The 25,211-nt window shown below is 67.2% G+C and carries 25 protein-coding genes and 2 pseudogenes; 15 read left to right on the forward strand and 12 right to left on the reverse strand.

Annotated features, from left to right (window positions below):
* The first annotated feature begins 81 nt into the window (after positions 1-81).
* Genes AC6CID_RS04505 through AC6CID_RS04515 form a run of 3 tightly spaced genes read left to right on the forward strand, consistent with a single transcriptional unit; the run spans position 82 to position 2,382 of the window.
* Positions 82-1,260 carry a 3-ketosteroid-9-alpha-monooxygenase, oxygenase component gene (locus tag AC6CID_RS04505; RefSeq protein WP_006551946.1) on the forward strand — a complete coding sequence of 393 codons (1,179 nt, stop codon included), beginning with the start codon at positions 82-84 and terminating at the stop codon, positions 1,258-1,260.
* 11 nt (positions 1,261-1,271) lie between these two features.
* Positions 1,272-1,541 carry a hypothetical protein gene (locus AC6CID_RS04510; RefSeq protein ID WP_006551945.1) on the forward strand — a complete coding sequence of 90 codons (270 nt, stop codon included), beginning with the start codon at positions 1,272-1,274 and terminating at the stop codon, positions 1,539-1,541.
* 37 nt (positions 1,542-1,578) lie between these two features.
* Positions 1,579-2,382: an SDR family NAD(P)-dependent oxidoreductase gene (locus tag AC6CID_RS04515; protein WP_006551944.1), complete on the forward strand. Its 804-nt coding sequence runs from the start codon at positions 1,579-1,581 to the stop codon at positions 2,380-2,382.
* 70 nt (positions 2,383-2,452) lie between these two features.
* Here AC6CID_RS04515 and AC6CID_RS04520 read toward each other — a convergent pair whose 3' ends face one another.
* The 3 genes from AC6CID_RS04520 to AC6CID_RS04530 form a co-directional block, all read right to left on the reverse strand.
* Positions 2,453-3,505 (reverse strand): ferredoxin--NADP reductase, encoded by a 1,053-nt coding sequence (locus AC6CID_RS04520; protein ID WP_220666500.1) that lies wholly within the window; start codon positions 3,503-3,505, stop codon positions 2,453-2,455.
* A 116-nt stretch (positions 3,506-3,621) separates the two neighbouring features.
* Positions 3,622-4,968, reverse strand: coding sequence for an MFS transporter (locus tag AC6CID_RS04525; protein WP_498353692.1), 1,347 nt, complete (start codon positions 4,966-4,968; stop codon positions 3,622-3,624).
* A 226-nt stretch (positions 4,969-5,194) separates the two neighbouring features.
* A complete protein-coding gene (locus AC6CID_RS04530) occupies positions 5,195-6,340 on the reverse strand; it encodes an oxidoreductase (protein WP_220666501.1) in 1,146 nt (381 codons plus the stop codon).
* A 274-nt stretch (positions 6,341-6,614) separates the two neighbouring features.
* Between AC6CID_RS04530 and AC6CID_RS04535 the strand changes: the two genes are divergently transcribed.
* The 9 genes and pseudogenes from AC6CID_RS04535 to AC6CID_RS04575 form a co-directional block, all read left to right on the forward strand.
* Positions 6,615-7,508, forward strand: a complete 894-nt coding sequence (locus AC6CID_RS04535; protein WP_374107763.1) for an IclR family transcriptional regulator — start codon at positions 6,615-6,617, stop codon at positions 7,506-7,508.
* A gap of 105 nt (positions 7,509-7,613) precedes the next feature.
* Positions 7,614-8,480, forward strand: coding sequence for an alpha/beta fold hydrolase (locus AC6CID_RS04540; protein ID WP_019290122.1), 867 nt, complete (start codon positions 7,614-7,616; stop codon positions 8,478-8,480).
* Positions 8,481-8,649: 169 nt separating this feature from the next.
* Complete coding sequence (locus tag AC6CID_RS04545; protein WP_498353630.1) at positions 8,650-9,828, forward strand: acyl-CoA dehydrogenase family protein; 1,179 nt, start codon at positions 8,650-8,652, stop codon at positions 9,826-9,828.
* A 34-nt stretch (positions 9,829-9,862) separates the two neighbouring features.
* Positions 9,863-10,786, forward strand: coding sequence for a VOC family protein (locus AC6CID_RS04550; protein ID WP_019290121.1), 924 nt, complete (start codon positions 9,863-9,865; stop codon positions 10,784-10,786).
* 218 nt (positions 10,787-11,004) lie between these two features.
* The gene (locus AC6CID_RS04555) at positions 11,005-11,754 is read left to right on the forward strand and encodes an MmgE/PrpD family protein (protein WP_498353631.1); all 750 of its coding nucleotides are present in this window, start codon (positions 11,005-11,007) and stop codon (positions 11,752-11,754) included.
* Positions 11,755-11,892: 138 nt separating this feature from the next.
* Positions 11,893-12,402 (forward strand): annotated as a pseudogene (locus tag AC6CID_RS04560) (FAD-binding protein); the annotation flags it as partial.
* Between the two features lie 682 nt (positions 12,403-13,084).
* Complete coding sequence (locus tag AC6CID_RS04565) at positions 13,085-13,540, forward strand: hypothetical protein (protein WP_498353632.1); 456 nt, start codon at positions 13,085-13,087, stop codon at positions 13,538-13,540.
* Complete coding sequence (locus tag AC6CID_RS04570; RefSeq protein WP_498353633.1) at positions 13,462-14,979, forward strand: ATP-binding protein; 1,518 nt, start codon at positions 13,462-13,464, stop codon at positions 14,977-14,979. The genes AC6CID_RS04565 and AC6CID_RS04570 overlap by 79 nt, the downstream gene beginning before the upstream one ends.
* A gap of 243 nt (positions 14,980-15,222) precedes the next feature.
* Positions 15,223-15,600, forward strand: a pseudogene (locus AC6CID_RS04575) (MFS transporter); the annotation flags it as partial.
* A 53-nt stretch (positions 15,601-15,653) separates the two neighbouring features.
* Here the strand turns inward: AC6CID_RS04575 and AC6CID_RS04580 are convergent.
* Positions 15,654-16,172, reverse strand: coding sequence for a flavin reductase family protein (locus AC6CID_RS04580; protein WP_217580244.1), 519 nt, complete (start codon positions 16,170-16,172; stop codon positions 15,654-15,656).
* Between the two features lie 256 nt (positions 16,173-16,428).
* On the opposite strand from AC6CID_RS04580, the gene AC6CID_RS04585 reads away from it, so the two are divergent.
* Positions 16,429-17,025 carry a TetR/AcrR family transcriptional regulator gene (locus AC6CID_RS04585; RefSeq protein ID WP_255312751.1) on the forward strand — a complete coding sequence of 199 codons (597 nt, stop codon included), beginning with the start codon at positions 16,429-16,431 and terminating at the stop codon, positions 17,023-17,025.
* 70 nt (positions 17,026-17,095) lie between these two features.
* Here AC6CID_RS04585 and AC6CID_RS04590 read toward each other — a convergent pair whose 3' ends face one another.
* The 6 genes from AC6CID_RS04590 to AC6CID_RS04615 are packed head-to-tail and all read right to left on the reverse strand — an operon-like array spanning position 17,096 to position 22,046.
* The gene (locus tag AC6CID_RS04590; RefSeq protein ID WP_498353634.1) at positions 17,096-18,226 is read right to left on the reverse strand and encodes an acyl-CoA dehydrogenase family protein; all 1,131 of its coding nucleotides are present in this window, start codon (positions 18,224-18,226) and stop codon (positions 17,096-17,098) included.
* A gap of 1 nt (position 18,227) precedes the next feature.
* The gene (locus tag AC6CID_RS04595; protein ID WP_498353635.1) at positions 18,228-19,460 is read right to left on the reverse strand and encodes an acyl-CoA dehydrogenase family protein; all 1,233 of its coding nucleotides are present in this window, start codon (positions 19,458-19,460) and stop codon (positions 18,228-18,230) included.
* A gap of 39 nt (positions 19,461-19,499) precedes the next feature.
* Entirely contained in the window at positions 19,500-20,684 is a 1,185-nt protein-coding gene (locus tag AC6CID_RS04600) for a lipid-transfer protein (RefSeq protein WP_498353636.1), read from the reverse strand.
* On the reverse strand, positions 20,681-21,091 hold the full coding sequence (locus AC6CID_RS04605; protein ID WP_019290114.1) for a hotdog family protein: 411 nt from the start codon (positions 21,089-21,091) through the stop codon (positions 20,681-20,683). The genes AC6CID_RS04600 and AC6CID_RS04605 overlap by 4 nt, the downstream gene beginning before the upstream one ends.
* Complete coding sequence (locus AC6CID_RS04610) at positions 21,088-21,495, reverse strand: Zn-ribbon domain-containing OB-fold protein (protein ID WP_498353637.1); 408 nt, start codon at positions 21,493-21,495, stop codon at positions 21,088-21,090. Before AC6CID_RS04610 ends, AC6CID_RS04605 begins: the two co-directional genes overlap by 4 nt.
* Entirely contained in the window at positions 21,492-22,046 is a 555-nt protein-coding gene (locus AC6CID_RS04615) for an FAS1-like dehydratase domain-containing protein (RefSeq protein ID WP_498353638.1), read from the reverse strand. The genes AC6CID_RS04610 and AC6CID_RS04615 overlap by 4 nt, the downstream gene beginning before the upstream one ends.
* A 194-nt stretch (positions 22,047-22,240) precedes the next feature.
* Here AC6CID_RS04615 and AC6CID_RS04620 point away from each other — a divergent pair, with 194 nt between their 5' ends.
* Both AC6CID_RS04620 and AC6CID_RS04625 read left to right on the forward strand, forming a co-directional pair.
* Positions 22,241-23,017: an SDR family oxidoreductase gene (locus tag AC6CID_RS04620; protein WP_094979498.1), complete on the forward strand. Its 777-nt coding sequence runs from the start codon at positions 22,241-22,243 to the stop codon at positions 23,015-23,017.
* Complete coding sequence (locus tag AC6CID_RS04625; RefSeq protein ID WP_006551923.1) at positions 23,014-23,928, forward strand: SDR family oxidoreductase; 915 nt, start codon at positions 23,014-23,016, stop codon at positions 23,926-23,928. The genes AC6CID_RS04620 and AC6CID_RS04625 overlap by 4 nt, the downstream gene beginning before the upstream one ends.
* 58 nt (positions 23,929-23,986) lie before the next feature.
* Here the strand turns inward: AC6CID_RS04625 and AC6CID_RS04630 are convergent, their stop codons facing one another.
* Together AC6CID_RS04630 and AC6CID_RS04635 are read right to left on the reverse strand one after the other, a co-directional pair.
* On the reverse strand, positions 23,987-24,646 hold the full coding sequence (locus AC6CID_RS04630) for a GNAT family N-acetyltransferase (RefSeq protein WP_006551922.1): 660 nt from the start codon (positions 24,644-24,646) through the stop codon (positions 23,987-23,989).
* A 90-nt stretch (positions 24,647-24,736) separates the two neighbouring features.
* Positions 24,737-25,210 carry a nitroreductase family deazaflavin-dependent oxidoreductase gene (locus tag AC6CID_RS04635; RefSeq protein ID WP_006551921.1) on the reverse strand — a complete coding sequence of 158 codons (474 nt, stop codon included), beginning with the start codon at positions 25,208-25,210 and terminating at the stop codon, positions 24,737-24,739.
* Position 25,211: the final 1 nt, after the last annotated feature.

Genomic DNA, 25,211 nt, shown 5'->3' on the forward strand with positions numbered 1-25,211 from the left:
CGGTCGTATCGCGACGGAATGCTCCAGCGGACTCCGCCGCCTGACCTCCTCAACGCTTCCCTCCCGAAAGGACGGACGACCGTGAGCATCGGCACTTCCGAACAATCCGAGATCCGCGAGATCGTCGCCGGGTCGGCTCCCGCCCGCTTCGCCCGGGGCTGGCACTGCCTCGGCCTGTCGAAGGACTTCAAGGACGGCAAGCCGCACTCGATCGAGGCATTCGGGACCAAGCTCGTGGTGTGGGCCGACAGCAACGACGAGATCAAGATCCTCGACGCGTACTGCCGGCACATGGGTGGGGATCTCAGCCAGGGCACGGTCAAGGGCGACGAGATCGCGTGTCCGTTCCACGACTGGCGCTGGGGCGGCAACGGGCGCTGCAAGAACATCCCGTACGCGCGGCGTGTTCCTCCGATCGCCAAGACCCGCGCGTGGCACACTCTCGACCAGGACGGCATGCTCTTCGTGTGGCACGACCCCCAGGGGAACCCGCCGCCCGCGGACGTGACCATCCCGCACATCGAGGGCGCCACGAGCGACGAGTGGACCGACTGGGTCTGGTACACCACCGAGGTCGATACGAACTGCCGCGAGATCATCGACAACATCGTCGACATGGCGCACTTCTTCTACGTGCACTACTCCTTCCCGGTCTACTTCAAGAACGTCTTCGAAGGCCACGTGGCCAGCCAGTTCATGCGGGGTCAGGCTCGTATGGACGCTCGTCCGCACGCGGACGGACAGCCGAAGATGCTCGGAAGCCGCTCCGACGCGAGCTACTTCGGACCGTCCTTCATGATCGACGATCTCGTTTACCAGTACGAGGGTTACGACGTCGAGTCGGTCCTCATCAACTGCCACTACCCGGTGTCCCAGGACAAGTTCGTCCTGATGTACGGCATGATCGTCAAGAAGTCCGACCGCCTCGAGGGGGAGGAGGCGCTGCAGACCGCCCAGCAGTTCGGGAACTTCATCGCGAAGGGCTTCGAGCAGGACATCGAAATCTGGCGCAACAAGACCCGCATCGACAACCCGCTCCTGTGCGAGGAGGACGGCCCCGTCTACCAGCTGCGGCGCTGGTACGAGCAGTTCTATGTCGATGTCGAGGACGTTGCGCAGGAGATGACCGACCGCTTCGAGTTCGAGATGGACACCACTCGCCCGGTGGCCGCGTGGATGAAGGAGGTCGAGGAGAACCTTGCCCGCAAGGCAGCCCTCGACGAGCAGGCAGGCGCGCAGCAGTCCACCACGACGGGCTAGGAGCCAAAGACATGCAGAACCGGATGGAACCGTTGCGCTGCGGCGAATGCGCCGCGCAGGTGCTCGTCCAGAAGAACAGCTGGGAGCACACGTCCATCCAGTGGAACACCGATGCGCGCCGTCGTTGCCCTGTCGTGCAGGACGACGACGGGCGCGACGGGCGACCCGGCGCGCCCTGGATGTCGTGTTCGCATCTCGACGCCGCGATCGCCAAGGCGGCTGCTTCCGGGGTCATCGAGGTCTTCGACGACACTCCGATCCGAGCCCCCATCGTGCAGTGACCTCTTCAGCTTCCGACTACCTCCCGAAGGACCAGTGATGGCCGAAACCCTCGATCTCGACCGCTCGTACTATGGCCCGTGGGCCGTCATCGCCGGTGGCTCCGAAGGCGTCGGCGCGGCATTCGCCGACGAATTGAGCCGCGCGGGTTTCGATCTCGTGCTCATCGCGCGTAAGCCGGGCCCACTGCAGGAGACGGCGGACAAGGCACGGAGCAACGGGGTGCAGGTGCGCACCCTCGCGCTGGATCTGCTCGACGACGATGCCGTGGAAGAGATCCGCAAGGCGACCGAGGACATCGAGGTCGGCCTGTTCATCTTCAACGCCGGCGCGAACAGCTACGGCCACGAGTTCGTCACCGGCGACCTCGATGGGTTCCGCGGCGTGATCGAACTCAACGTCCACCGGCAGATCGAGTTGTCGCACCTGTTCGGTGGACCGATGAAAGAGCGCGGGCGCGGTGGCATCATGCTGCTCGGGTCGCTCTCCGGCTACATGGGTGCCGAACACCAGAGCATCTACGCGGCCTCGAAGGCGTTCAGCCGCGTCTTCGCCGAAAGTCTGTGGCTCGAGCTCGCACCGCACGGCGTGCACGTGGTCGAACTGGTACTCGGTGTCACCCGCACCCCGGCGATGGTGCGCGCGGGCCTGAACTTCGACATCCCGGGGATGCTCGTCGCCGAGCCGGAAGACGTTGCGCGTGAAGGTCTCGAACGCCTCCAGGACGGTCCCGTGTGGGTCGCCGGCGGCAACTACGAGGCTGCGGTCAAGCGCAGCGGATTCCCGCGCGACAAGCTCGTCCGAGGCGCGGCTGCCGCGATGCGAGCGCTCCTGAACCGCTGAGCTCTGCCGCTTCCTCTACGACTCGTCCCCGGCTGCGGAACGGCAGCCGGGGACGCTTCATTGTCGGGGGTCAGAAGTCGATGCGCACGTGCTTGCTTTTCGGCTTGGCCTGGCACGCGAGGACGTATCCGTTGGCGATGTCCTCCTCGTCGAGGATCGCGGACGGCGGGGTGTCGACGTCGCCTTCGACGACGGTGCACGCGCACGACCCGCACTCGCCTTCCCGGCACGAGTAGGGCACGTCCAGGCCCTTCGAGAGCATGATGTCCACGAGAGTCGCGCTGCGCGGCCAGACGAGGTCGTGTTCCTCGCCGTCGAGCTGCACCGTCACGGAGGCGGCGTCGGTGTCCGACTCGTCGATCTCGACGGCAGGTACGTCGGCGAACGGATCGCCGGACAGGGAGGTGAAGACCTCGGCGTGGATGCGGTCCTTCGGGACGCCGGCCAGCAGCAGGCCTTCGCGGACGGTATCCATGAACGGCCCGGGTCCGCACATGTACGCGCGGTGATCGGCGAAGGTAGAGACCAGGGTCGCGAGCTGCTGCGGCGTCGGCAGGCCCTGCACGCTCTCGAGCCAGTGCACGACGGTGAGGGCAGTGGCGTGCCGGGCGGCGAGTTCGCGCAGCCTCTCGGCGAAGATGACGGACTTCTCGTCGCGGTTGCCGTAGACGAGCACCACGTTGCGATTGCCGCTGTGGAGAGCCGACTCGAGGATGGACAACACCGGCGTGATACCGCTGCCTCCGGCGAACAGTGCGAGTTTCTCGGTGAGATCGACCGGAGTGAACACGCCCGCCGGGGGCAGCACCTCGAGGGTTTGCCCTGCAGTGATGTTGTCGCACAGCCAGTTCGATCCGTATCCGTCGGCGGTGCGCTTGACGGTGACCTTGAGAGGCTCGCCGGTGTGGGGGGAGCTCGCGAGCGAGTAGCACCGTGCCACGGAACCGGTCCGATCGCTCGGGATGCGCAGGGTGAGGAACTGTCCCGGTTTGTAGGCGAAGCCCGCGCGGCGCTCTTCTGGCACGTCGAAAACCAGCGAAACGGCGTCGGCGGTTTCCTGGACGACTGCACCGACGGTCAGTACGACGGAGCGTGAACCGACCGGTGTCTCAACGGCTGTCATCGCAGTGGTTCCCTTCGATACGAATACTTCTCGATCGGATCACCGTAGAACGCCGACGGACGCCGACGCCCGTCTCCTCCCGGTAATCGGGACACGGGAGGAGACGGGCGTTCGGATCAGGCGGTGCGCACGCTGCGTGGGATCAGCAAGGTGATCCCGATGGTCACCACGGAGAGCGCGATGAGCATGCCGCCGACCATGTTGATTCCCGCGAGTGGGGTCGCAGCGAACGCGAGCAGCATGGTCGCGATCGACGTTCCGACACCCTGACCCGCGGTACGCAGCACGGCGTTCGTGCCGGTCGTCTCGCTGGTGTTGTGCTCGGGCACGGACTCGACGATCAGGTTCGGAATCGCCGTGTAGGCGAAGGCGGTCGCGACCGACACCACGACGACCATCGCGGTCATGGCCACCACGGAGTGGTGCGCGGTGAGCATGACGACGACGCCGACGATGAACAGGGCGGTACCGAGCAGCATCGACGCGCGTGAACCCACCGCGGCGGAGATCCGGCCGCTCAGCGGAGTGCAGACGAATCCGAACAGGGAGCCGATGAACGAGAGCCAACCCGCGTGCGTCGCGCTCAGGCCCAGGCCGAAGTCGCCGGTGGACGGCGTCTGCATGATGATCGGAATGATCATGGTGACCACGCCCAGCGGTCCCACCGCGATCGCGACGGTGGCCAGCATCGTGAGCGAGAACTTGCGGTCGGCGAACAGGCGCACGTTGATGATGGGGGAGGGTGTGCGCAGTTCCCACCGCACGAGCAGGACCAGAGCGACGACCCCGCCCAGGATGAGACCGAGGGTCCGCGGGTCCGACCAGCCCCATGACTGGGACTTGTTGACGCCGAGCAGGATCGCGGCGACCGCGCCGGCGAAGGTGACCGCACCGATGTAGTCGATCTTCTCGGAGGTCCCGGTGGGCCGGCGCCACGGGAGGACGAACCAGACGAGCAGCAGGGCGAAGATCGCGTACACGGCGGCGACGACGAAGATCATGTGCCAGCTGGCGTTGTCGATCAGCAGACCGGCGACGAGCAGCGACGCCGAACCGGCGGCGACCGCCGAGCCGGAGATCAGTGCGACGGCAACGGGAACGCGGGAAGCGGGAAGATGCTCGCGCGCCAGCCCGATGCACAGCGGCAGGATCGCAGCGGCCACACCTTGGATCGCGCGGCCGATGATGATGCTGGTGAGGCTGTCACCGAGGGCGCTGACCATCGAGCCGAGCGCCGCGACGGCGAGCAGGACCATCAGGATCCGTTCCCGGCCGTACATGTCGCCGAGCCGGCCGCACACGGCGGCCGAGGCGGCCGAGACGAGGAGGAAGGCCGTCACCGCCCATCCGACCGTCGATGCGTTGCTGTCGAATTCGACGATCAACGTCGGGATCGCGGCGAACATCATCGATGTTTCGAACGCACTGATGATCTCGACGGCGATCAGGACCGACACGATCACCCATACCGGCTGCTGCCGGTCGAACCGGCTCCGCCCCTTCGGCGTTGCGGATTCCGGCTGGGAGAAGTCATTGGCGTAGGACGTCAAAGCGCATTCCAGACTCTCGGCGGCCCGATCGCGGGCCGTGTTTCCTGCCCCACGAATGGGAGTGGCTCGGATCACTTGGTATCGCAGGTGAGGGCTGTCACGCTGTTCTATCTCGCTGAGCGAGAACGATTTTGATGCGTCAGATGAGCGCGGCCTCGTGTACTGCGCGGTCGAACTCGGGCAGTTCCGCGCCGTTGCGAAGGGTCGTCGCGAGCGACGGGTCGGCGAGATGGAGCCGACCGATAGCGATCAGATCGAACTCGTCGTCGCCCAGGCGTCGTTCGAGTTCGGGAACGTTGTTGCGCACAGGTGCGCTGCCCTGGAGGCGGCTCTCCCGCAACGTCGTTGCGATTCCGACGCTGCCTACGGCCATCGAATGTGCGCCGGTGACCTTCTTGGCCCAGCCTGCGAGTGTCAGGTCGCTGCCTTCGAAGGCCGGCATGTCGAAGCGGCGGATGCTCGCGTCGAAGACGTCGACGCCGGCTTCCTTCAATGGGGTGAGGACGGCTTTCAGTTCGTCCGGGGTGTGGGCGATCCGGGCTTCGTAGTTCTGTTGCTTGTGCTGCGAGAACCGGTAGAAAATCGGCAGGTCGTCGCCGATGCGCGCGCGGATGGCGGCGACCACCGCGGCGGGGAAACGGGTGCGGCGCTCGAGGTCGCCGCCCCATTCGTCGTCGCGGAGATTCGTTCCCTCCCAGAGGAACGCGTCGAGCAGATAGCCGTGCCCACCGTGCAGTGCGATGCCGTCGAATCCGACTCGGGCAGCGGCGGCCGCCGCGTCGGTATAGGCCGCGACGACCTGCTCGATGTCCTCCACGGTCATGGCCCGCGTGGGCGCTGAGGCCCGGGAGATGTAGTCCTCGCCGTAGGACGTCACGCCGAGCTCGCCCCAGACTCCCGACGGCCGCATGGGGACGAGGTCGGGGTCGACATCTGCGGTCATCGCGCCCCAGAGGGGGCCGACGTGCCAGAGCTGGGGGACGATGCGTCCACCCTCGGCGTGAACCGCGTCGACGACGCGACGCCAGCCGTCGAGGGCTTCTTCGCCGTGCATGTGTGGCACGCGGGGATTGTCGACTGCTGTCGGGTGATCGATCGCGACGCCCTCGGTGAGGATCAGGGCCGTGCCGCCCGCGGCGCGTCGCCGGTAGTACTCCACGACATCCCGGCCGGGCACGCCACCCGGCGAGTGCGAGCGGGTCATCGGCGACATCACGATGCGGTTGCGGAGCTCGAGGGAACGGACCGTCAGGGGACGGAAGAGGGGGGACTCGGTATCCGGCATCGTGGTCTCGACTCTTTCGGCTCGTGCGGGCGACGGGTGCAGGCGGGTTCGGCCCACATCCGAGGTTGTACCCACCGCCCGGTCCGCGGGACAGGGACCTCCTGCTCAGTGAGACGTGCCGGCGGAAGCGCGAGGGGAGGGACGTAGATCGCGGGAGCATCGAGTCCGCTGATCGGGAATTGTGCGACAGGTCACTCGCCTTGTACTCTGGGCATCACTCACAAGAATCAATTTCAATTCTTGCTTTCGTGGGTGATCGGATTCCGGAGAAAGGGTGACGATGTCCGAGGCGCAACGTACGCAGGTCTCCCAGGCACCGAAGCGCGAACTGCCTGCATCGATGGTCGAGCGAATGACCCTCATCCTCGATGCCTTCGACGATCTCTCGTCGCGGCTCACCCTGGAAGAAGTCGCGTGCCGCACCCGGCTTCCGCGCTCGACGGTCCACCGCATCCTCGACCAGATGGTGCGACTCGACTGGATCGACCACGCGTCGTTCGGGTATTGCCTCGGCCGTCGTGCGAAGTCCATGGGAGAGGGCGACAGTGGGCACATCCGCGTCCGTGAGGCCGCGGCGCCGCTCCTCCACGAACTGCACATGACCACCGGGATGGTCGCGCACCTGTCTGTGCTCGACGGGCCCGACTGCGTCTACCTCGACAAGATCGGCGGCCAGCTCGCCGCGGCACTGCCGTCGCGGGTCGGCGGACGTGTCCCCGCCTACGCCACCGCCGGCGGCAAGGCGCTGCTCGCCGGACTCGAGCCGGAGCAGGTCGATGCCCTCTACCCCGGCCCGCAACTGCTGCGTCGCACCGAGCGGACCATCACCGATCTGTCGACCCTGCACCTCGAACTCAACCGCATCCGCCGTCGCCACGGTCTGGCCTTCGAGACCGGAGAGGCCACCGCCGGTATGTCCTGTGCGGGCGCCGCGATCCGCAGCCCTGCATCGCCGGTCGCCGCGATCTCCCTGTGCGGTCCCACCCGCCCCGGCCACCTCGAACGCATCGCGCCGCTGGTCGCCGATGCGGTCCGCACGATCTCGCGCGCGCTCTATCCCGAACTCGACACCCCTCGACGCAATCGCGCCGCACGCACGTCCGGAGCGTCGTGGTCGCCGCAGGTCATGGAGCGAATGCTCGCCACGCAGTCGAACGGCTGGATCTGACGGCCGGAGCCGGCAACATCACGCACCGCCCCGCGGCGGGCGGAACATCCCGGTGATCGGGAACGTTCGAGCCGCGTGAGGTGGATCACTGGAAACCTTCTCGTCATGACGACGGAATCGACTTTCGAGAACACGGCGAGAGAACTCGCGACCGACCGCGGCACCCTCCGCTACCACGAAGCCGGTCAGGGTGAACCACTCCTGCTGCTCCACGGCTCCGGACCGGGCGTCACCGGCTGGCGGAACTACCGCGGTGTGCTCGCCGATCTCGCCGAGCACTACCGGTGCCTCGTCCTGGAGTTCCCCGGCTTCGGCGTGAGCGACCCGTGCGAAGGACACCCGATGGCGATGGCCTCGGTCGCGGTGACCGACTTCCTCGACGGACTCGGCCTCGACCGCGTGTCGATCATCGGGAACTCGATGGGCGGCATCGTCGGGACGCAGTTCGCGATCGCGCAGCCCGAGCGGGTGAAGAAGCTCGTCACCATCGGAGGCGCCGGCCGTTCGGTCTTCGCGCCGTCGCCGGGCGAGGGCATCCGGCTGCTCATGGAGTTCACGGACGACCCCACGCGCGACAAGCTCGTCCGTTGGCTGCGGTCGATGGTCTACGACCCCGCGATCGTCACCGAGGAACTCATCGAGGAGCGGTGGGCACTGGCCACCGAACCGAAGACCCTCGAGATCGCCCGACGCATGTACAGCACCGCGGCCTTCGCTGCGGGCGCGAAGGCCGCTGCCGCCTCCGACGCCACCCCGTACTGGGCGCAGCTCCACAAGATCACCGCACCGGTGCTGCTGACCTGGGGTCGCGACGACCGTGTCAGCCCCGTCGACATGGCGATGCTTCCCATGCGCGAACTGCGCCGCGGCGAGCTCCACGTCTTCCCCAACTGCGGCCACTGGACGATGATCGAGGCGCGCGAGGCGTGGCTGTCGGCGGTGCTCGCGTTCCTTCGCCGCGACGACGCGTAGGCCCCCTCCGCGCGGACTCGTAACCCGCTCCCGCTCAGCCCCATCGACCGCTCCCGCTCAGTGGAAAAACGACGATACGGGAGCGGTCCACCTGAGACCGTAGGCGTCAACGGAACCGACGCTCACCACGCCGTATCGGGGGCGTCACCCTCACAGAGCTGGAGAGATCATGGGACAGGTGCTCGACTCCGTTTCGGAGTTCGCAGACGAGATCCGCGCGGACGGCGCCGAAGGCGACACGCTGATGCGGCTGACCGACCGCAGCGCGAAGAGGCTCCGCGACGCCGGCGTCATCCGTCTCCTGCAACCGAAGGAATTCGGGGGCCTCGAGGCGCACCCGCGCGAGTTCGCGGAGACCGCCATGGCCATCGGCGCCATGGACGGCGCGACCGGCTGGGTCAGCGGCATCGTCGGTGTCCACCCGTGGGAGATGGCCTTCTTCGACCCGAAGGCCCAGGAGGAGGTGTGGGGCGAGAACCCCGACACCTGGATCGCCTCCCCGTACGCACCGATGGGTGTGGCGACCCCCGTCGACGGCGGATACATCCTCAACGGCCGCTGGTCGTTCTCGTCGGGCACCGACCACTGCGACTGGGTGATGATCGGTGCGGCCGTGGGCGACAAGGACGGCAACCGCCTGAACCCGCCACAGAGCCTGCACGTGTTGCTGCCGCGGTCGGACTACCGGATCGACCACGACAGCTGGAACGTCGTCGGCCTGCGCGGCACGGGTTCGAAGGATCTCATCGTCGAGAACGCCTTCCTCCCCGAGTGCCGGACCCTGCGCGCCGAGCGCGTCATGGGCGGGGTGGCGTGGCAGGACGCCGGACGCGACGAGACGCTCTACAAGTTCCCCTTCTCGTGCATCTTCCCGCTCGGCATCACCTCGTCGCTCATCGGCATCGCCGAGGGTGCGCTGAACTGCTACATCGAGTCCCAGCGCGAGCGGGTCACGGTGTCCGGCACCGCGATCAAGCAGGACCCGTACGTGCTGTCGAACCTCGGTGACGCCGCAGCGGAGATCGCCGCGTCGCGCGCCGCCCTGCTCGAAACCGTCGACCGCTTCTGGGATCTGACCGAGCGGGGCATCGAGGTCACCTTCGAGCAACGCGCGATCGGACGCCGGACCCAGGTCGCCGCGGCATGGCGGGCCGTGCGCGCCGTCGACGAGATCTTCTCGCGGGCCGGCGGCGGCGCGCTGCAGCTGAGCAATCCGCTGCAGCGCTTCTGGCGCGACGCGCACGCCGGTCTGAGCCACGCCATCCACGTCCCCGGTTCGATCTTCCACGCCGCGACGCTCACCCAGCTCGGCGAAGAGCCGCAGGGCATGATGCGGTCGATGATCTGACATCACATCCATTACGGCGAAGGAACATTCGGATATGACGGATATTCGGGGCCTGGGTTATCTCAGGATCCAGACCACAGACATCGCACGATGGCGCGAACTCGTCGTCGACGGACTCGGCATGGCGATCGGTACCGGCCCGGAACCCGACGGCCTGTACCTGCGTGTCGACGAGCGGCGGGCACGCCTGATCGTGCTGCCCGGTGAGGTCGACAAGGCACTCGCCGTGGGCTGGGAGGTGCGCGACGAGTTCGCGCTGCGTAGCGTGCGCGAAGCGGTCGAGAAGGCCGGCATCGCCGTCGAGGTCCTCTCCGAGGAGGAGTCGACCTACCGCGACGCCGAGCAGGTCATCGCATTCGACGATCCGGGCGGCACCCGCACCGAGGTGTTCTTCGGTCCGGTGCTCGACCACAGCCCCCTCGTGACGCCGTTCGCCGGTGTCTTCCACACCGGTGAGGAGGGACTCGGCCACGTCGTCCTGCCCACCGCCGCGTTCGCGGAGTCCTACGAGTTCTACACCGAGGTACTCGGGTTCCTGCCGCGCGGAGCGACGCGGCTCGGTGGCCTGTCGGCACCGCCGCCCGTGCGACGCGTGCGGTTCCTGGGCGTCAACCGCCGCCACCACAGCCTCGCGTTGTGCCCGGCTCCGCCCACCGCCGAGCCCGGTCTCGTGCACCTGATGCTCGAGGTCGAGACGCTCGACGCGGTCGGTCAGGCCCTGGACCGAGTGAACAAGTTGGGCTTCTCGATCTCGTCGACCCTGGGCCGGCACACCAACGACAAGATGGTCTCCTTCTACGTGCGTGCCCCCGGCGGATGGGACCTCGAGTTCGGTACCGAAGGCATGCTTGTCGACGAAACCTTCTACACCGCAGAAGAAATCACCGCGGACAGTTACTGGGGTCACGACTGGTCGGGCTCCGAGCCGCTCGCGGCGTTCTCGCCTCCGGTGGGCTGATCGAGTTCGTCCACCCGGATGCCTTCCGACGATGCCACGGCGTACGACGCCGTGGCATCGTCGCGTCGGTGGCCCTGTCCGATCGCCTCGGTACACCCGGGAGGGCGGCTCCCGGTGAGCGGGACCGGAAGGCGGTGCGTCACAGGCTTCGGGGAGAGTGATGTGGATTACAGATCGTGCCGGATCCTCACGCATCTCGACGCGGGCCGTCCCTACGCATGGAACGTACTCGCATGGCACACAAGGTGATCGACCGCCTCGGTGGGGTCGAGGAGGCCACGGTGTTCGGCCGTTCGACCAAAGCGCCTGCTGCCGTTGCTGCTGCGTTCAACTCCGATATCACCTACGCGCTCGACGCGGACGACACACTCTTCGACTCGGCGCACTTCGCGACGATCGTGGTCTCCTCGGCCCGCGCCGAGGCCGAACGCGTCGATGCGTCCGGCGACAGCCTGCTCCATGCCGTCGCTGTCGGCTACGACATGACCGCGCGGCTCAACCTCGCATGCTCGTTCATGGAGGTCGTCGACGGAAAGATGAAGTGGTCGGAACTCTTCGGGAGCGGATACGGCACTCTCGGCACGGTCGTCTCCGCCGGCCTGGTGTCGGGTGTGTCCCGCGACCGGATGATCCACGCGCTCGCTGCGGCGACAGCCCCGACGGCCCGGAACACCCACAACACCGAACGCACGGAACCGGCCACCTACAAGCACTGCCCGAACATGCATGTGGTGCAGGCAGGAATGACGGCATCGACCCTTGCCGAGGCCGGCTATCCGGGGGAACCGGACCTGCTCGACCTCGAACCGGGATTCTTCGATGCCCAGGGATTCCGTTCGGTGCGGCGCGAGGCGATCACCGAGGACATCGGAGACCGCTGGTGGATACTCGACAGTGCCGTGAAGTACTGCCCGGCCTTGCTGCTACACGGGTGCCTCCATCGATGCGTTGCGCGCGCTCGTCCGTGAACACGGCCGGGGGCCGGACGATATCGAACACATCGAGGTTCGGCTCAACCCCGGCGCCTACAGCCAGCGGGAGTTCCACACGCCGGCAACGAGTATCGAACCCGACCATCGTGCCGCGGTCCACGGAGCCTTCAACCTCCCGGGCGGACCGGCCAGCTCACCATGTACCAGAACGACAATCAGGCGTTCCTGGTCATCGACGAACAGGCCTACGAGGAAGGAATGGCCACACCGACTTCGAGTCCGCAACTCCGTCGCCAGCCGACCTGGGTGTGAGACGGTGTCGGAGCTCGAGTCCGAAATGGGTCTTCCCGCAGGAACTCTCGGATCGACGGTGGGGCTCTACAATCGGCACGCCGAATCGGGGACGGATCCGGTCCTCGGAATGAAGGCGGAGTGGGTGCGGCCCCTCCGATCGCCGATCGCCGCGATCGATCTGCGTGGCATGACCGAAGGTTTCACCCTGGGGGACTGCAGACCTCGGTGGACTCGGAAGTTCTTCACGTGGGCTGAGATCCGATTCCCGGTCTGTATGCGGCGGGCCGTTGTACGTCCGGCCTCTCGGCGTGGGGCTACTGCAGCGGCATCTCCCTCGGTGACGGTAGCTTCTTTGGCCGGCGCGCGGGAATGCGTGCGGCGGCGAAGTGAGTGGCACCGGGATGTCCCCTCGGATGCGATGAGCGGAGCATTCCGGATCCGGGTCCAGGAGGGCTCCGCGTCTCGTGTCGTGCGAGCGTGCCACGGGGCGATGCCGGGTTCGCGACCCCTGCCGTGCGCCGGCTCTGCAATTCGCGCCGGCGGTCGGCGACCGGACCTCGGTGCCGGGTGCGCGGCCTGATCGGGTATTCGAGCACGCGAGGAGCGTTGTCGCCGTAGACGAAAAGGGCGGACCTCCTCACCGTCCTCCGCACGCATTGTGTATGTTCGACACCGCGAACAGGGGGGCATCGATGAACGAACACAGGACTGGGCACGGTTGTCGGGGGCCGGCGGGGGCGGGCTGCCGCCGGGATTCCTCGTCGTCTCCGGTGCGGAAGTGTGCGGTCCAGCCCTCGACGGCGGTGCTCGTCCTGCGGCGATCGACGGTTCGGCCGACCGGTTCGTAGGGAGCCGGTCCTCGGGCGAGGACGACCGGCACGGAATTCGTCTCCGTGCCCGGGACGAAGTACTTGCCCGAACGAGGATCTGGTGTAGAACGTTTCGGAAAGATGTAATTTTTGTCCGAAAAGCACGTTCTCTTCACCGTGAAAGGGAGATCCGAGAATTGGAGCCGAGCCGAACAGGTGCGCTGCAGATCGGTCGCTGGCGTCTCAAATACAGACTCGCGGCCGTGCTGTCGATTCCCCTCGTCCTCGCTGTCGCTCTCGGTGCCGTGCGCGTCACGACTCAGCTCGACGAGGCGCAGCGGTCGGCCGCATTGTCCGAGCAGACCGTTGTCGCGCCGGCGCTGCTCGACTTCTCCATCGCTGTGATCAGCATTACCGCCGCCACGAGCCTCGGATTCACGCCCAAGAGCGTGGCCGCGGACGATGTGACGCAGTCCATGGACACTCTGAGGGAACTCGCCGCAGGAAGCGATCTCAGCTCCGATGTCGCCGTAGAACTCGATGCGCTGCTCGCGCAGGGCGACCAGCTCTACGCCGCGGTCATGAACTCCTCCCTCGGAGCCGAGGAGTTCGGTCGCCTGACCACCGACTTCCTGGTGCGGTGCAGGATATCTTCCGAGATCTGTTCGATCAGTTCGAGAACCACGACGCTCTCGTCGACGCCACGAACCTGCTCCTGATGTGGGACGCGCAGCTCAACCTCCTCGACCAGATGGAGTCCTTCCGGCTGCTGGCCACCAACCCCGAAGCCGCCCGGATCCTGGCGACCGGCGCCATGAACACCGAAGAGTCGACGCTGCGGCTCCTTCGAGGATCGGGGCTCGATACCGGGCAGATCGACGGGATGCTCGGCGATATCGAAGCGCGCCGTAGGTTGATCGAGAACTTCACGCCGAGCAGGCAATTCGGGGAAGACCTTCGCAACGCCGTACTTTCGGCGTCTCGGTCTTATGCGGAAGGGATCGACAGCGCCAGCGCGCGTATCATCGGGACGCTCGAAGAACTGGCGGACGAGACACGTACCGCGGCCACCCGCGACGCGCTCTTCGTCACGGCAGCACTCGTACTCGCCCTGCTCCTCGCGATAGCAGTCATCCGTTCCCTGTCGGTGCCCCTGGGACGTCTGCGAGACAATACTCTCGCAGCGGCGAACACCGAGCTTCCCGCCGCCATCGCGGCGGTCAAGGACGGGGCCGACATCGACACCGTCCGTCTCGCTCCCGTCGGCACCGATACGGACGAGGAGATCGGCGAACTCTCCCGAGCGGTGGATTCGATGAACACGCAGGCGCTGCGTCTCGCCGGCGAGCAGGCCCACCTGAGGAAACAGGTGAACGTGATGCTCGAGACGCTGGCACGCCGCAACAAGACCCTCGTCGAACAGCAACTCTCGCTGATCGAATCTCTCGAATACGAGGAGAAGGATCCCGCCCGGTTGCAGAGCATGTTCGCTCTCGATCATCTGGCGACGCGCATGCGGCGTACCGGCGAATCCCTGTTGGTTCTCGCGGGCACGCGCCCGCGTACTCGCAGCGGGCCCGCACCGCTCGGCGACGTGCTCCGCGGTGCGGTGTCCCAGGTGGAGAACTACCAGCGGGTGCAGATCGGGAACACCCCGCGCGGATATCTCGTCGGTAAGGTGGTGAACGACGTGGTGCATCTGGTGGCCGAACTCGTCGACAACGCGCTGCGGGCTTCCCCGCCCACCACTCCCGTCAGGTTCGAGTTCTCCTCCGCCGTGGAGGGTGGCCTGCTTCTCGATATCGCCGATCGCGGAATCGGTATTCCCCGAGATACCATGGAGGAGATCAATATCCGTCTCGCGGCGGGTGAGAATGCCGATGTCGACGCCCCGCGTCAACTGGGATTGTTCGTGATCGGGCGTCTGGCGGCCCGCAACGGCATGAGCGTGCGTCTGAGGCCGACCTTCGACACCGAGACGAACGCCGGTGTCACGGCGTCGGTCTACTTCCCGGCCGCTCTCCTCAGCGAGGTGCACACGGTCCAGCCCACCGTGATGACGGAACGCCCCCGCCGGCTCAGGACCGAGGAACTTCCGTCCTTGGTGCCGTCGACGACGCCCGCCGGAGGTATTGCCCACGGAAAGCATCGTGGTTGACGTGTGACCGGAAGTGATGCCACCGCCGTCTCGACGGCGGTGGCATCACTCGTACCGCGGGTGTTCCGGTCTGCCGGTGGTCTCGGCCGGCCACCGAACCGTGTTCGCACGGTACCCCCGGCTCACATCCCCCCCGACGGACCCGTCGGGAAGATGCACTGCGGACCCGGGGGGCGCGGCCACGGATGCCCCGTCAAGCGTTCGATGTCTTGTTGAAGCGTTCGAGCCGGGGTTCGCGATCCGTTGATGGGATCGGTCCTGGGCCTGGCAGTCGTCGCCACGATCTGCAGAACGGGAGTCGGGTTCGCATACGGTGCGATGCCCGCCCTGATCATGGGGGAGGTCCCTGCCACGGAGACGGCATCCGCCAAAAGCGTGAACAGTCTCATGCGGTCGGTCGGCACGTCCTCCGCTTCCGCCGTCGTCGGTGTCGTCCTCGCACAGATGAGCGTGCCGTTCGCCGGTCATACCATTCCCACGGAGTCCGGCTTCCGGGTCGTCCTGCTGACGGGCGCAGGCGTCGCGCTTCTCGCGGCTGTCCTCACCGTCGCCGGTCCGCAGCCGCGCCGGGCCCGTCTCGCGAAGGTTGCCGCCGGCGCGACGCCCTCCGTGAGGGTGTGACGACGACTTCCTCCGCCCGTCGGTAGCGGCGGACGGAGGAAGTATCCGCGGAGTTACCGCGCGTCGAGCCCGAACGCCCCGCGGTAGAACACCATCGGACTCCGGTCGCCGACGCACTCCAGTTCGGCGACCCGGCCGATGACGACGTCGTGATCACCCGCGACGTGCACGTTCTCCACCGATGCGTGCACCCGCAGCAGGACATCCGGCAGCGACGGAGTGTCCCAGCGGGACAATTCCCAGTGGAGACCGTCGAACTTCGGACCGCGGCTCGACCCGAAACGCGCGCACAGATCACTCTGGTCGGCACCGAGCACGTTGACGGTGAACCGGCCGACGCGGCGGATCCGCGGCCACGCGCGCCCGCGGTGATCCGCGCAGAACAACACGAGGGGCGGTTCGAGCGAGACCGACGCGAACGACTGGCATGCGAAGCCGGTGGGCCCGTCCTCGTCGAGACCGGTCACGACGGTGACGCCGCTCGCGAACCGTCCCATGGCACGTCGCATCTCGTCGGGGCCCGGCAGTTCGATCCTGTGGTCGGTGTCGCGGGTCGGTATCCGGGTCTGCATGTGGCTCACTCCGATTCGATCGTGGAGGTCGACTCCGACCGTCCTTCTCCGACTCCGACGTTACGGCCCGAGAAAGTCGGGACGGACCGGCTTCTCGCTCAGTGGACGCTCGGATCCGATGCCGTCCCAGCACGACGTCCGGTGCCCGTGCTCCCACCGTTCGGGACCGTGGACGATCCGCGATGCGACAATCTGCCGGGCGGTTCGGTGCAGAATCGACGGGTCGTCATCGTGGAAAGGGGGACCGGTGCCCAGAATAGGTAAGGCGCGGGACGGAGCCGAGCCGACCTCGGTCGAACAACGGCGACGCCATGTGCGGATCCTCGAGGCTGCAGCGCAGCTGGGGTCCGAGCACGAATTGGCCCGCGTGCAGATGACCGAGGTGGCGAAGAACGCCGAGGTCGCGATCGGCACCCTGTACCGATACTTTCCGTCGAAGACGCACCTGTTCGTGGCGTTGCTGCTCCACCGGCTCGAGCTCGGCGCCGACCGGTTGCCCGAACGGAAACCGGGGACGAGCGCGCGCGAGGCGATCACCGAGACGCTCGTCGAGATGACCCGCCGGTTCGTCGACCGACCACGCCTGGCCTCCGCGATGTTGCTGTCCAACAGCACCGCCCCGGCCTCGGTGGTTCCGGACTCCACCGAGGTGAGGCGGACGTTCCACCGAATCCTGTTCGAGAGGGCAGGCCTCGACGAGCCGACAGAGGAGGATCGCAACGCCGTGCGGCTGCTGTCGATGTTGTGGTCCGGACTGCTGGTGACCTATCTCAACGGCGGAGCGACCCTCGAGGAGACCGAGGCCGATGTGCGGAGGAGCTGCGACCTGCTGCTCGCGCACCTGTCGGAGTAGGGCACCGGAAACGACGCGAGTCCCCCTCCGCGGTCTGCGGAGAAGGACTCACGTCATCGGTGCGAGAAGACTATCCGGCCGCACCGATCGGGGGTGCGGTGTCCAGGACGTCCCCGAGGGCAGCTGCCGTCGCGTCGGCGCCGCCGAAGGTGAACGCAAGCTGCCGGCCCCACAGGAAGTAGCGGTGGATGGGGTAGTCGATGTCGGCGCCGATGCCGCCGTGCAGGTGCTGGCCGGTCAAGCCCACCCGCACACCGCCGCGGGACGCCCACCACTTGGCGACCAGGGCCGCGGAGTCGGCTTCGTCCTCGCGTCCGACGTCGATCAACCACGCGGCCTTCCGCACCGTGAGTCGGATCGCTTCGGTGTCGAGGTAGGCATCGGCCGCGCGCAATGCGACAGCCTGATTCGTCGACAGCGGGCGGCCGAACTGTACGCGCGCGGACGTGTACTTCGCCGTTGCCCGCAGCGTCTCCTCGCACACCCCGAGCTGAACGGCAGCCAGAGCGATGCGGATACGACGACGGGTCCAGGTCGCGATCTCCTCACCGTCACCGGGCAGGACGTCCTCGGCTCCGATGTGCACGTCCGTGAAGCGCACCGCGGCTTCGGCGCCACGTCCGGTCACGGCGACCGGGACGGCCTCGACGCCGGTCGCGTCCACCGGTGCGACCACCACGGCGACCGAGTCGTCGTCGCAGCGGACCGGGACGACGACGCCGGCGATGATGGGAGCCCACGGAACGGACGGAATCTCACCGCTGATGACGAGATCGTCGCCCTTGCGGATCGCTGTCACCGTGGGGCTCGCGCCGGGGGTGTCGTCGAATGCGCCGGTCAGGACGACCGACCCGTCGATGAGCTTCGGAACGTAACGCTCGACCTGGGTTTCCGTGCCGAACTGTGCGAGCGGAAGAGCCGCACCGGCCACGGTGGACCACACGGGAACGGGTGCGACGCGGCGGCCCTGCTGCTGCAGGATCGTCGTGAACCCGAGCATGCCCATGCCGGCGCCGCCGACGGACTCGGGCAGAGCGAGTCCGAGGATCCCGGCGTCGGCGAGTGCCTGCCACAGGGTGGCGTCGAAACCGCCCTCCTTGCGCTCCACCTCGACCACACGCTCGACCTTGGCCAGCGAACCGAAGACCTGCGACGCGAGGTCCTCGACCGCGATCAGGTCGTCATCGAGTTCGAATTCCATGTCAGCTCCTCGTCTCGGCCGGCGTCTTCACCGCAGCCTGTGCCGTCGCGTCGGGGCGCCTACGGGCGCCCAGGGCCATTCCGAGGGTCTTCTCCGCCACGATCTCGCGCATCACCTCGTTGCTGCCACCACCGAAGGTGTTGTTCTGCGCGCGTCGACCGAGCGCTTCGACGCGGCCTTCGATCACGGCGCCGTGGCTACCGGGACGCAGCAGACCGCGGGCGCCGAGCACCTCCTGCAACATTCCGTACGCGGCGACGACACCCTCGGTTCCGAACACCTTCGCTGCGGCGGAGTCGCCACCGTCGAGGGTGTTGGCCGCGATGTCCGACACCAGGCGCAGGTTCACGAGGTCGGCTGCCGACAGCAGCGCGTAGACCTCGGCGAGAGTCGAACGCACCCACGGGACGTCGAACAGCACACCGGGGCCGAAGGGCTCCTGCTTCGCCCAGGCGAGGACCTCGTCGTACATCTCGTTGGCGATGCCACCGCGGGCGGCCAGCGCGACACGCTCGTGGTTGAGCTGGCTCGTGATGAGGGTCCAGCCGCCGTTGAGCTCGCCGACGACGTTGCTCAGCGGAACGCGGATGTTCTCGTAGTACGTGACCGCTGTGCTGATTCCGCCGACGGTCTGGATCTCGGTGGCGGAGAAGCCCGGCGACGAGGTCGGCACGAGCACGACCGAGATCCCCTTGTGGCGAGGCGCGTCCGGATCGGTGCGCACGGCGAGCCAGATCCAGTCGGCGAAGATGGCCGAACTCGTGAACAGCTTGTTGCCGTCGATGACGAGTTCGTCACCGTCGATGCGTGCCCGCGTCTGAAGTGCAGCGAGGTCGGTGCCGGCACCGGGCTCGGTGTACCCGATCGCGAACTTCAGTTCACCCGTGAGGATCTTGGGAAGGAAGAAGTCCTTCTGCTCCTGCGTGCCGTACTTCATCAGTGCGGGGGCGACGGTGTTGAGCGTGACCAGCGAGACCGGCGCGCCGGCGCGGATCGTCTCGTCGTAGAAGACGTACAGCGCCTCGGGATCCTCCCCGCGTCCGCCGTACTCCTCGGGCCACCCCAGGCCGAGCCAGCCGTCGGCGCCCATCTGCCGGTAGATCTTGTCGAAGACCGGTCCACCCTCGGTCTGATCGACCAGGGCGCGTCGATCGTCGTCGTCGATGATGCGGGCGAAGTACTCCCGCAGTTCGGTGCGCAGCCGCCGTGACGTGTCGGACAGCTCGGGATGCATGTGGTCTCCTGAGAGGTGGTCGGGGCCCGGGTTGCGGGCCTAACGGTCGGCCGAGAGGACGATCGCGCTGTGCGGCACCGGCGATCCGCCCGTGACGAGCACGTTGTCGAGTGTCTTCGCCGGCTGGTTCACGGAGGTGCGGCGGATGAGCCGGACGCCTTCGGCGATGCCGTTGACGCCGTGGATGTAGCCTTCGCCGAGCTGACCGCCGTGGGTGTTGATCGGCAGTCGCCCGTCCACCTCGAGGTTGCCGTCGGCGATGAAGTCCTTCGCCTCACCGCGACCGCAGAAGCCGTACTCCTCGAGCTGGAGCAGGACCATGGGGGTGAAGGCGTCGTACAGGATCGCGGCGTCGATACCTTCGGGACCGAAGCCGGCCTGTGCCCACATCTGCCGGGCGACGAGTTCGACCTCGGGCATCGCGTCGATGTCCTCGCGGTAGTAGCTGCTCATCGAGATCTGCTGAGGGCCGACGCCCTGCGCCGCGGCGGTGATGATCGCCGGAGGATGCGGAAGATCTCGCGCGCGTTCGGCACTCACGATGACCAGTGCCTGGCCGCCGTCGCTCTCCTGGCAGCAGTCCAGCAGGCGCAGCGGGTCGGCGAGCATCCGGGAGTTCTGGTGGTCGTCGATGGTGATGGGGCGCTCGTAGAACCAGGCCTTGGGATTGTTCGCCGCATGCTTGCGCGAGAGCACCGAGATCTGCCCGAAGTCTGCACTGGTCGCCCCGTACTTGTGCATGTAGGTGCGCGCCAGGAAGGCCTCTTGCTGAGCAGGAGTGAGCAGACCGTAGGGGTTGATCCAGTTCCGGTATTCCTGGTCGGTGTTCGAGTTGTACGCGAACGGCGGCGGACCGGCACCGAACCGGTGGCCCGAGCGCTCGTTGAAGGCGCGGTAGACGACCACGACGTCGGCGACACCGCTCGAGACGGCCAGCGCGGCCTGCTGCACGGGCGCGCAGGCACCGCCGCCGCCGTGAGGGATCCGGCTGAAGAACTTCAGTTCCGGGATGCCCAGCGCGCGGGCGACGGCGATCTCGGGGTTGGTCTCCATGGTGAACAGTGCGAAGCCGTCGACACCTTCGACACCGATCTGTGCGTCCTCGAGAGCGGCGAGGACCGACTCGCACGCGAGTTGCCATTCGCTGCGGCCGGAGTTTTTGGAGAACTCGGTGGCTCCGATGCCGGCGATGGCGGCGGCTCCGGAGAAGCCCTTGACGGTCATCGTGTCTTCCTCTCGTAGGGCTCCACCACGACCTCGGCAGTGACGTGGACGCCTCTGCTGTTGCGGCCCTGCACCTTCAGGGTGACGGCTGCGCCGTCGACGGCGGTCACCTCACCGTTCATGTGCATGGGGTCGCCGGGGAAACAGGGCACGCCCAGACGCAGCGACGCGCGGCGCACCCGCGCCGACGGCCCGGTCCAGTCGGTGACGTACCGGTCGACGAAACCGTTCGTGGCGTTGATGCTCATGAAGACGTCCGGTGTGCCGCGTCCGAGTGCGGCGTCCGGGTCGTGGTGCACGTCCTCGAAATCCTGCGAGGCGATCGCGGTAGCCACGATGGTGGTGCGATCCATAGGCAGGGCGAGTTGGGGAAGTTCCTGTCCGACAGTGCATTCGGCGAGGTTCATGCGTCTCCTCCGGGCTTGCGCAGCTGGGGCAGGATCTCGCCGTGTGCGTGCTCGGAGAATCCCACCTCGAGTTCCATGCCGATCTCGAGGGTGTCGTGGTCGGCGCCCGCGATGTCGGCGACGATGCGGATCCCCTCGTCGAGGTCGATCAGTCCGACGGCGAGCGGGTACTCGAAGGCCGGATCCTGCGGGTGGTGAATGACAGTCCAGCTGTGAAGCCTTCCGCGCCGTGAGGATTCGACGGTCTTCCATTCGAACGAGCGGCACGCGGGGCATGCCGGACCCGGAGGATGGCGCAGAGTGCCGCACTCGCTGCACTGCTGGATCTCGAGTCGGCCCTCACGGACGGCGTCGAACCAGAACTGGTTGTCCTGGGTGATGGTGAGCCGGGGGACGGCGGTCATCGCGTCTCCTTGTCGGTGTTCGGGTTGAACCGGAGCATCCGGAAGCGTTCCTCGGCGACGACTTCGCCGTTCTGGTCCTCGTAGCGCTTGTACAGCGTGAAGAATCGGCCGTGGCCGAGACCCGTTCGCTTGACCTCGGATACGGACTCGATCGTGTAGTGGGCGGTGATGTGGTCGCCCGGGACGAGTTCGCGGTGGTAGTCCTGCTCGACGTTTGTCGCGACGACGGAGGTGAAACCCTCCCGATCGAGGTCGGCAAGCATCCGGGAGTATGCGAAGTCCTCCACGACGCCCTCGGCGCGCTTGCGCTGCACGTCACGCCAGCGGCGGTAGCCGGCCATGATCCAGGTGGAGATCATGGCGGGCGGGCACACGACGGAGTCGCGTCCGGTCTCGCGCGCGGCCTCGGCGTCGACGTAGATCGGGTTGAAGTCGTCGTGGGCCTCGACCCAGTTGCGGATCATGGCGTCGTTGACGGCGTATCGGGCCACGCGGGATGGTTCGGCCACCTGCCCGACGTACTTCTCGTAATCCTGCTCGACGGTCTGCATGGCCCAGTCACTCCTCTTCGACGCGCGCGTTCGTCGTCACGCTAAGTGGGGCCGACAAGCGAGTTCCCGTGATTCCCACTGAGCAGGAGCAGTGGCGGGGTGAGGGGGAGCCGGTACCGAACCAAGCGATTGCTTGGTAAGTTGTCGACGTGAGACCCGCGCATCCCGCGGGATGAATGACGTGGAGGCAGCGAATGGATCTGGGACTCGACGGCGCGGTCGTGCTCGTCACCGGGGGAATACGGGGAGTCGGTGCAGGCATCACCAGGGTGTTCCTGCGTGCTGGTGCGACCGTCGTGACGTGCGCTCGCAACGAGCCCGAACAGCTTCTCGAGGTGGACGGGCGGACCGCGGAGTTCCTGACGTGCGACGTCCGCGATGCCGATCAGGTGGCCGCGCTGATCGAGACCATCGTCGACCGCCACGGGCGGCTCGACGCCGTGGTGAACAATGCCGGCGGGTCACCGTACGCGCTGGCGGCCGATGCCAGCCCGAAGTTCCACGCCAAGATCGTGGAACTGAACCTGCTGTCCCCGCTGCTGGTCGCGCAGGCCGCCAACGCGGTGATGCAGAAGCAGGACACCGGCGGCTCGATCGTCAACATCTCGAGCGTGAGCGGATCCCGCCCCTCGCCGGGCACCGCGGCATATGGTGCGGCCAAGGCAGGCGTCGACAGCCTCGCACAGTCGCTCGCCGTCGAGTGGGCCCCGAAGGTACGGGTGAACTCGGTGGTGGTCGGCCTGGTCGAAACCGAACAGTCGCACCTGTTCTACGGAGACAAGGCCGGCGTCGCCGCAGTCGGCGAGACCGTTCCGCTGGGACGGCTGGCCCAGCCCGAAGATATCGGCCACTGCGCCGCATTCCTGGCCTCTCCGCTGTCGGCCTACGTCAGCGGATCGACATTGACCGTCCACGGCGGCGGTGAACGCCCTGCCTACATGGCAGCGGCCGAAACGAAGGAGACGAAGTGAGTGGACTGCTGGACGGGCGCGTCGTCATCGTGACCGGCGCCGGACGAGGACTGGGTCGCGCCCACGCCCTGGCCTTCGCCGCGGAGGGTGCGAAGGTCGTCGTCAACGACATCGGTGTCGGTAGTGACGGAACCGCCACGGGGGAGAGCCCCGGTGAGCTGGTCGTCGAGGAGATCCGTGCGGCCGGGGGAGAGGCCGCCGTCAACGGCGACGACGTCGCCGACTGGGCCGGCGCCGAGAACCTCGTCAGGACCGCCCTCGACAACTTCGGCCGGCTCGACGTGCTCGTCAACAACGCCGGATTCCTGCGCGATCGCATGCTCGCCAACATGAGCGAAGAGGAGTGGGACGCGGTCATCCGCGTGCACCTCAAGGGGCACTTCGCGCCGATGCGTCACGCCATGACCTACTGGCGCGCCGAGGCCAAGGCCGGCAACCCCGTCGACGCCCGCATCATCAACACCAGCTCGGGTGCCGGCCTGATGGGCAGCATCGGCCAGGGCAACTACGCCGCCGCCAAGGCCGGTATCGCGACGCTCACGATCCAGGCCGCAGCCGAATTCGGCCGCTACGGGGTAACCGTCAACGCGATCGCACCCTCGGCACGCACCCGCATGACCGTCGGGGCCGGTGGCGCGATGGCCGAGATGATGGCCGCACCCGAAGAGGGTTTCGACGCCATGGCGCCGGAGAACGTCTCGCCGCTGGTCGTGTGGCTCGGCAGTGCCGAAGCGAAGGACGTGACCGGTCGCGTGTTCGAGGCCGAGGGCGGCAAGGTGTCGCTGGCCGACGGATGGCGCCACGGTGAGGCGATCGACAAGGGCGACCGTTGGGATCCGAAGGAACTCGGTCCCGTCGTCGAGAAGCTGATCGCAGCGTCGCAGCCGCCGACGCCGGTCTACGGAGCGTGATGTCCCCGCGCGTTTCCGGTGGTCATCACCGGAAACGCGCACGGACGGCGTCGCCGCTCTAGGCGGGCGTGCGGACGATGAGGGTGGAGCCGGGGAAGTAGGCAGCGAGTTCGGAACGTGCCTGCTTGAGCGTGGCGGTGCCGTAACCCTGCTTGCGGAACTCGGGATGCACCCAGATCCGCACCTCGACCTCGTTGCCGGTCAGCTCGCCGAACGCGAACCCGATGGCCTTCGGCTCGTCGCCCGAAAGATCTTCGGCCACAAGCCACATGCCGGACTCGTCGTCCATCAGCTCGCTGCCGCGCTGCCGCTCGGATTCGACCTGTTCGTCGCTGTCGTCACCCAGCTGGTCGGCGCAGCGCTGCTTGAACAGCGCCGTGTCGGCCGCGCTGTGGGAAATGGGCCGCAACCGGAAATGCGCGCCGGTCGCGTACGGACGCGCCGCCGTCGTCCACTGCAGCACCGCATCGAGATCGTCGAGTTCTTCACGGATCTTCTTCCGTTCCGCCTGGGTCAGACGGCGGAACGGAAGGTTCAGCACGGCCTCCGCGCAGAACTCGTCGGTGTCGAGCAGCGAGGCGAGCTTCGCGACCGCGTCGCCCCGATCCTTGCTCTCGACGATCACGTCGAGCACTTCGTGGCGTCGTTCGAGCGCCCGGAGCAGCGCGGCCGCGATTTCCCGCCGGTCGAGCACCTTGTCGTGATCGGTGGTTTCCATCGTGCGACATCCCTTCGTCGAGAACCTGGACGTACGAGACTCAGTATTCCCGCACGGGACCGTCCCGGCGAACCGTGCCGGGCGGGACGCTCACTCGCACACGACGACGGGAATCACACGGTCGGTCCACGACTGGTAGTTGTCGAAGTCCGGGTACATCGCCGTCAGACGTGGCCAGTAGGCCGCTCGTTCCTCGTCGCTCGCGACCCGCGCCCGCATGGTCCGGATGCGCGACTTGATCTGCACCGTGGTCTCCGGGTTCGCCTGGATGTTGCGGAACCACAAGGGGTGCTTGGGCAGTCCTCCCTGGGAGGCGACGAGGACCACCTTGTCGCCGTCCTCGAGGAACAGCAGCGGGACCGTTCGCGGTTGCCCGGTCTTCCGCCCGATCGTGGTTACCAGGCACACCGGGATGCCCCACGGGAAGGCGCTTCCCACGCGCCACTTCCCGCCGATGCGACCGCCGGTCGCCCGGTACGCCGCGACGTTGAACCGCGACATCCACTTGATGATCGAGATCGTGGCCTTCGAGTCGAGGCCCTTCGGCGCCGCTTCGGTGCCCATG

This window comes from Rhodococcus sp. GQ147 (assembly GCF_059759155.1).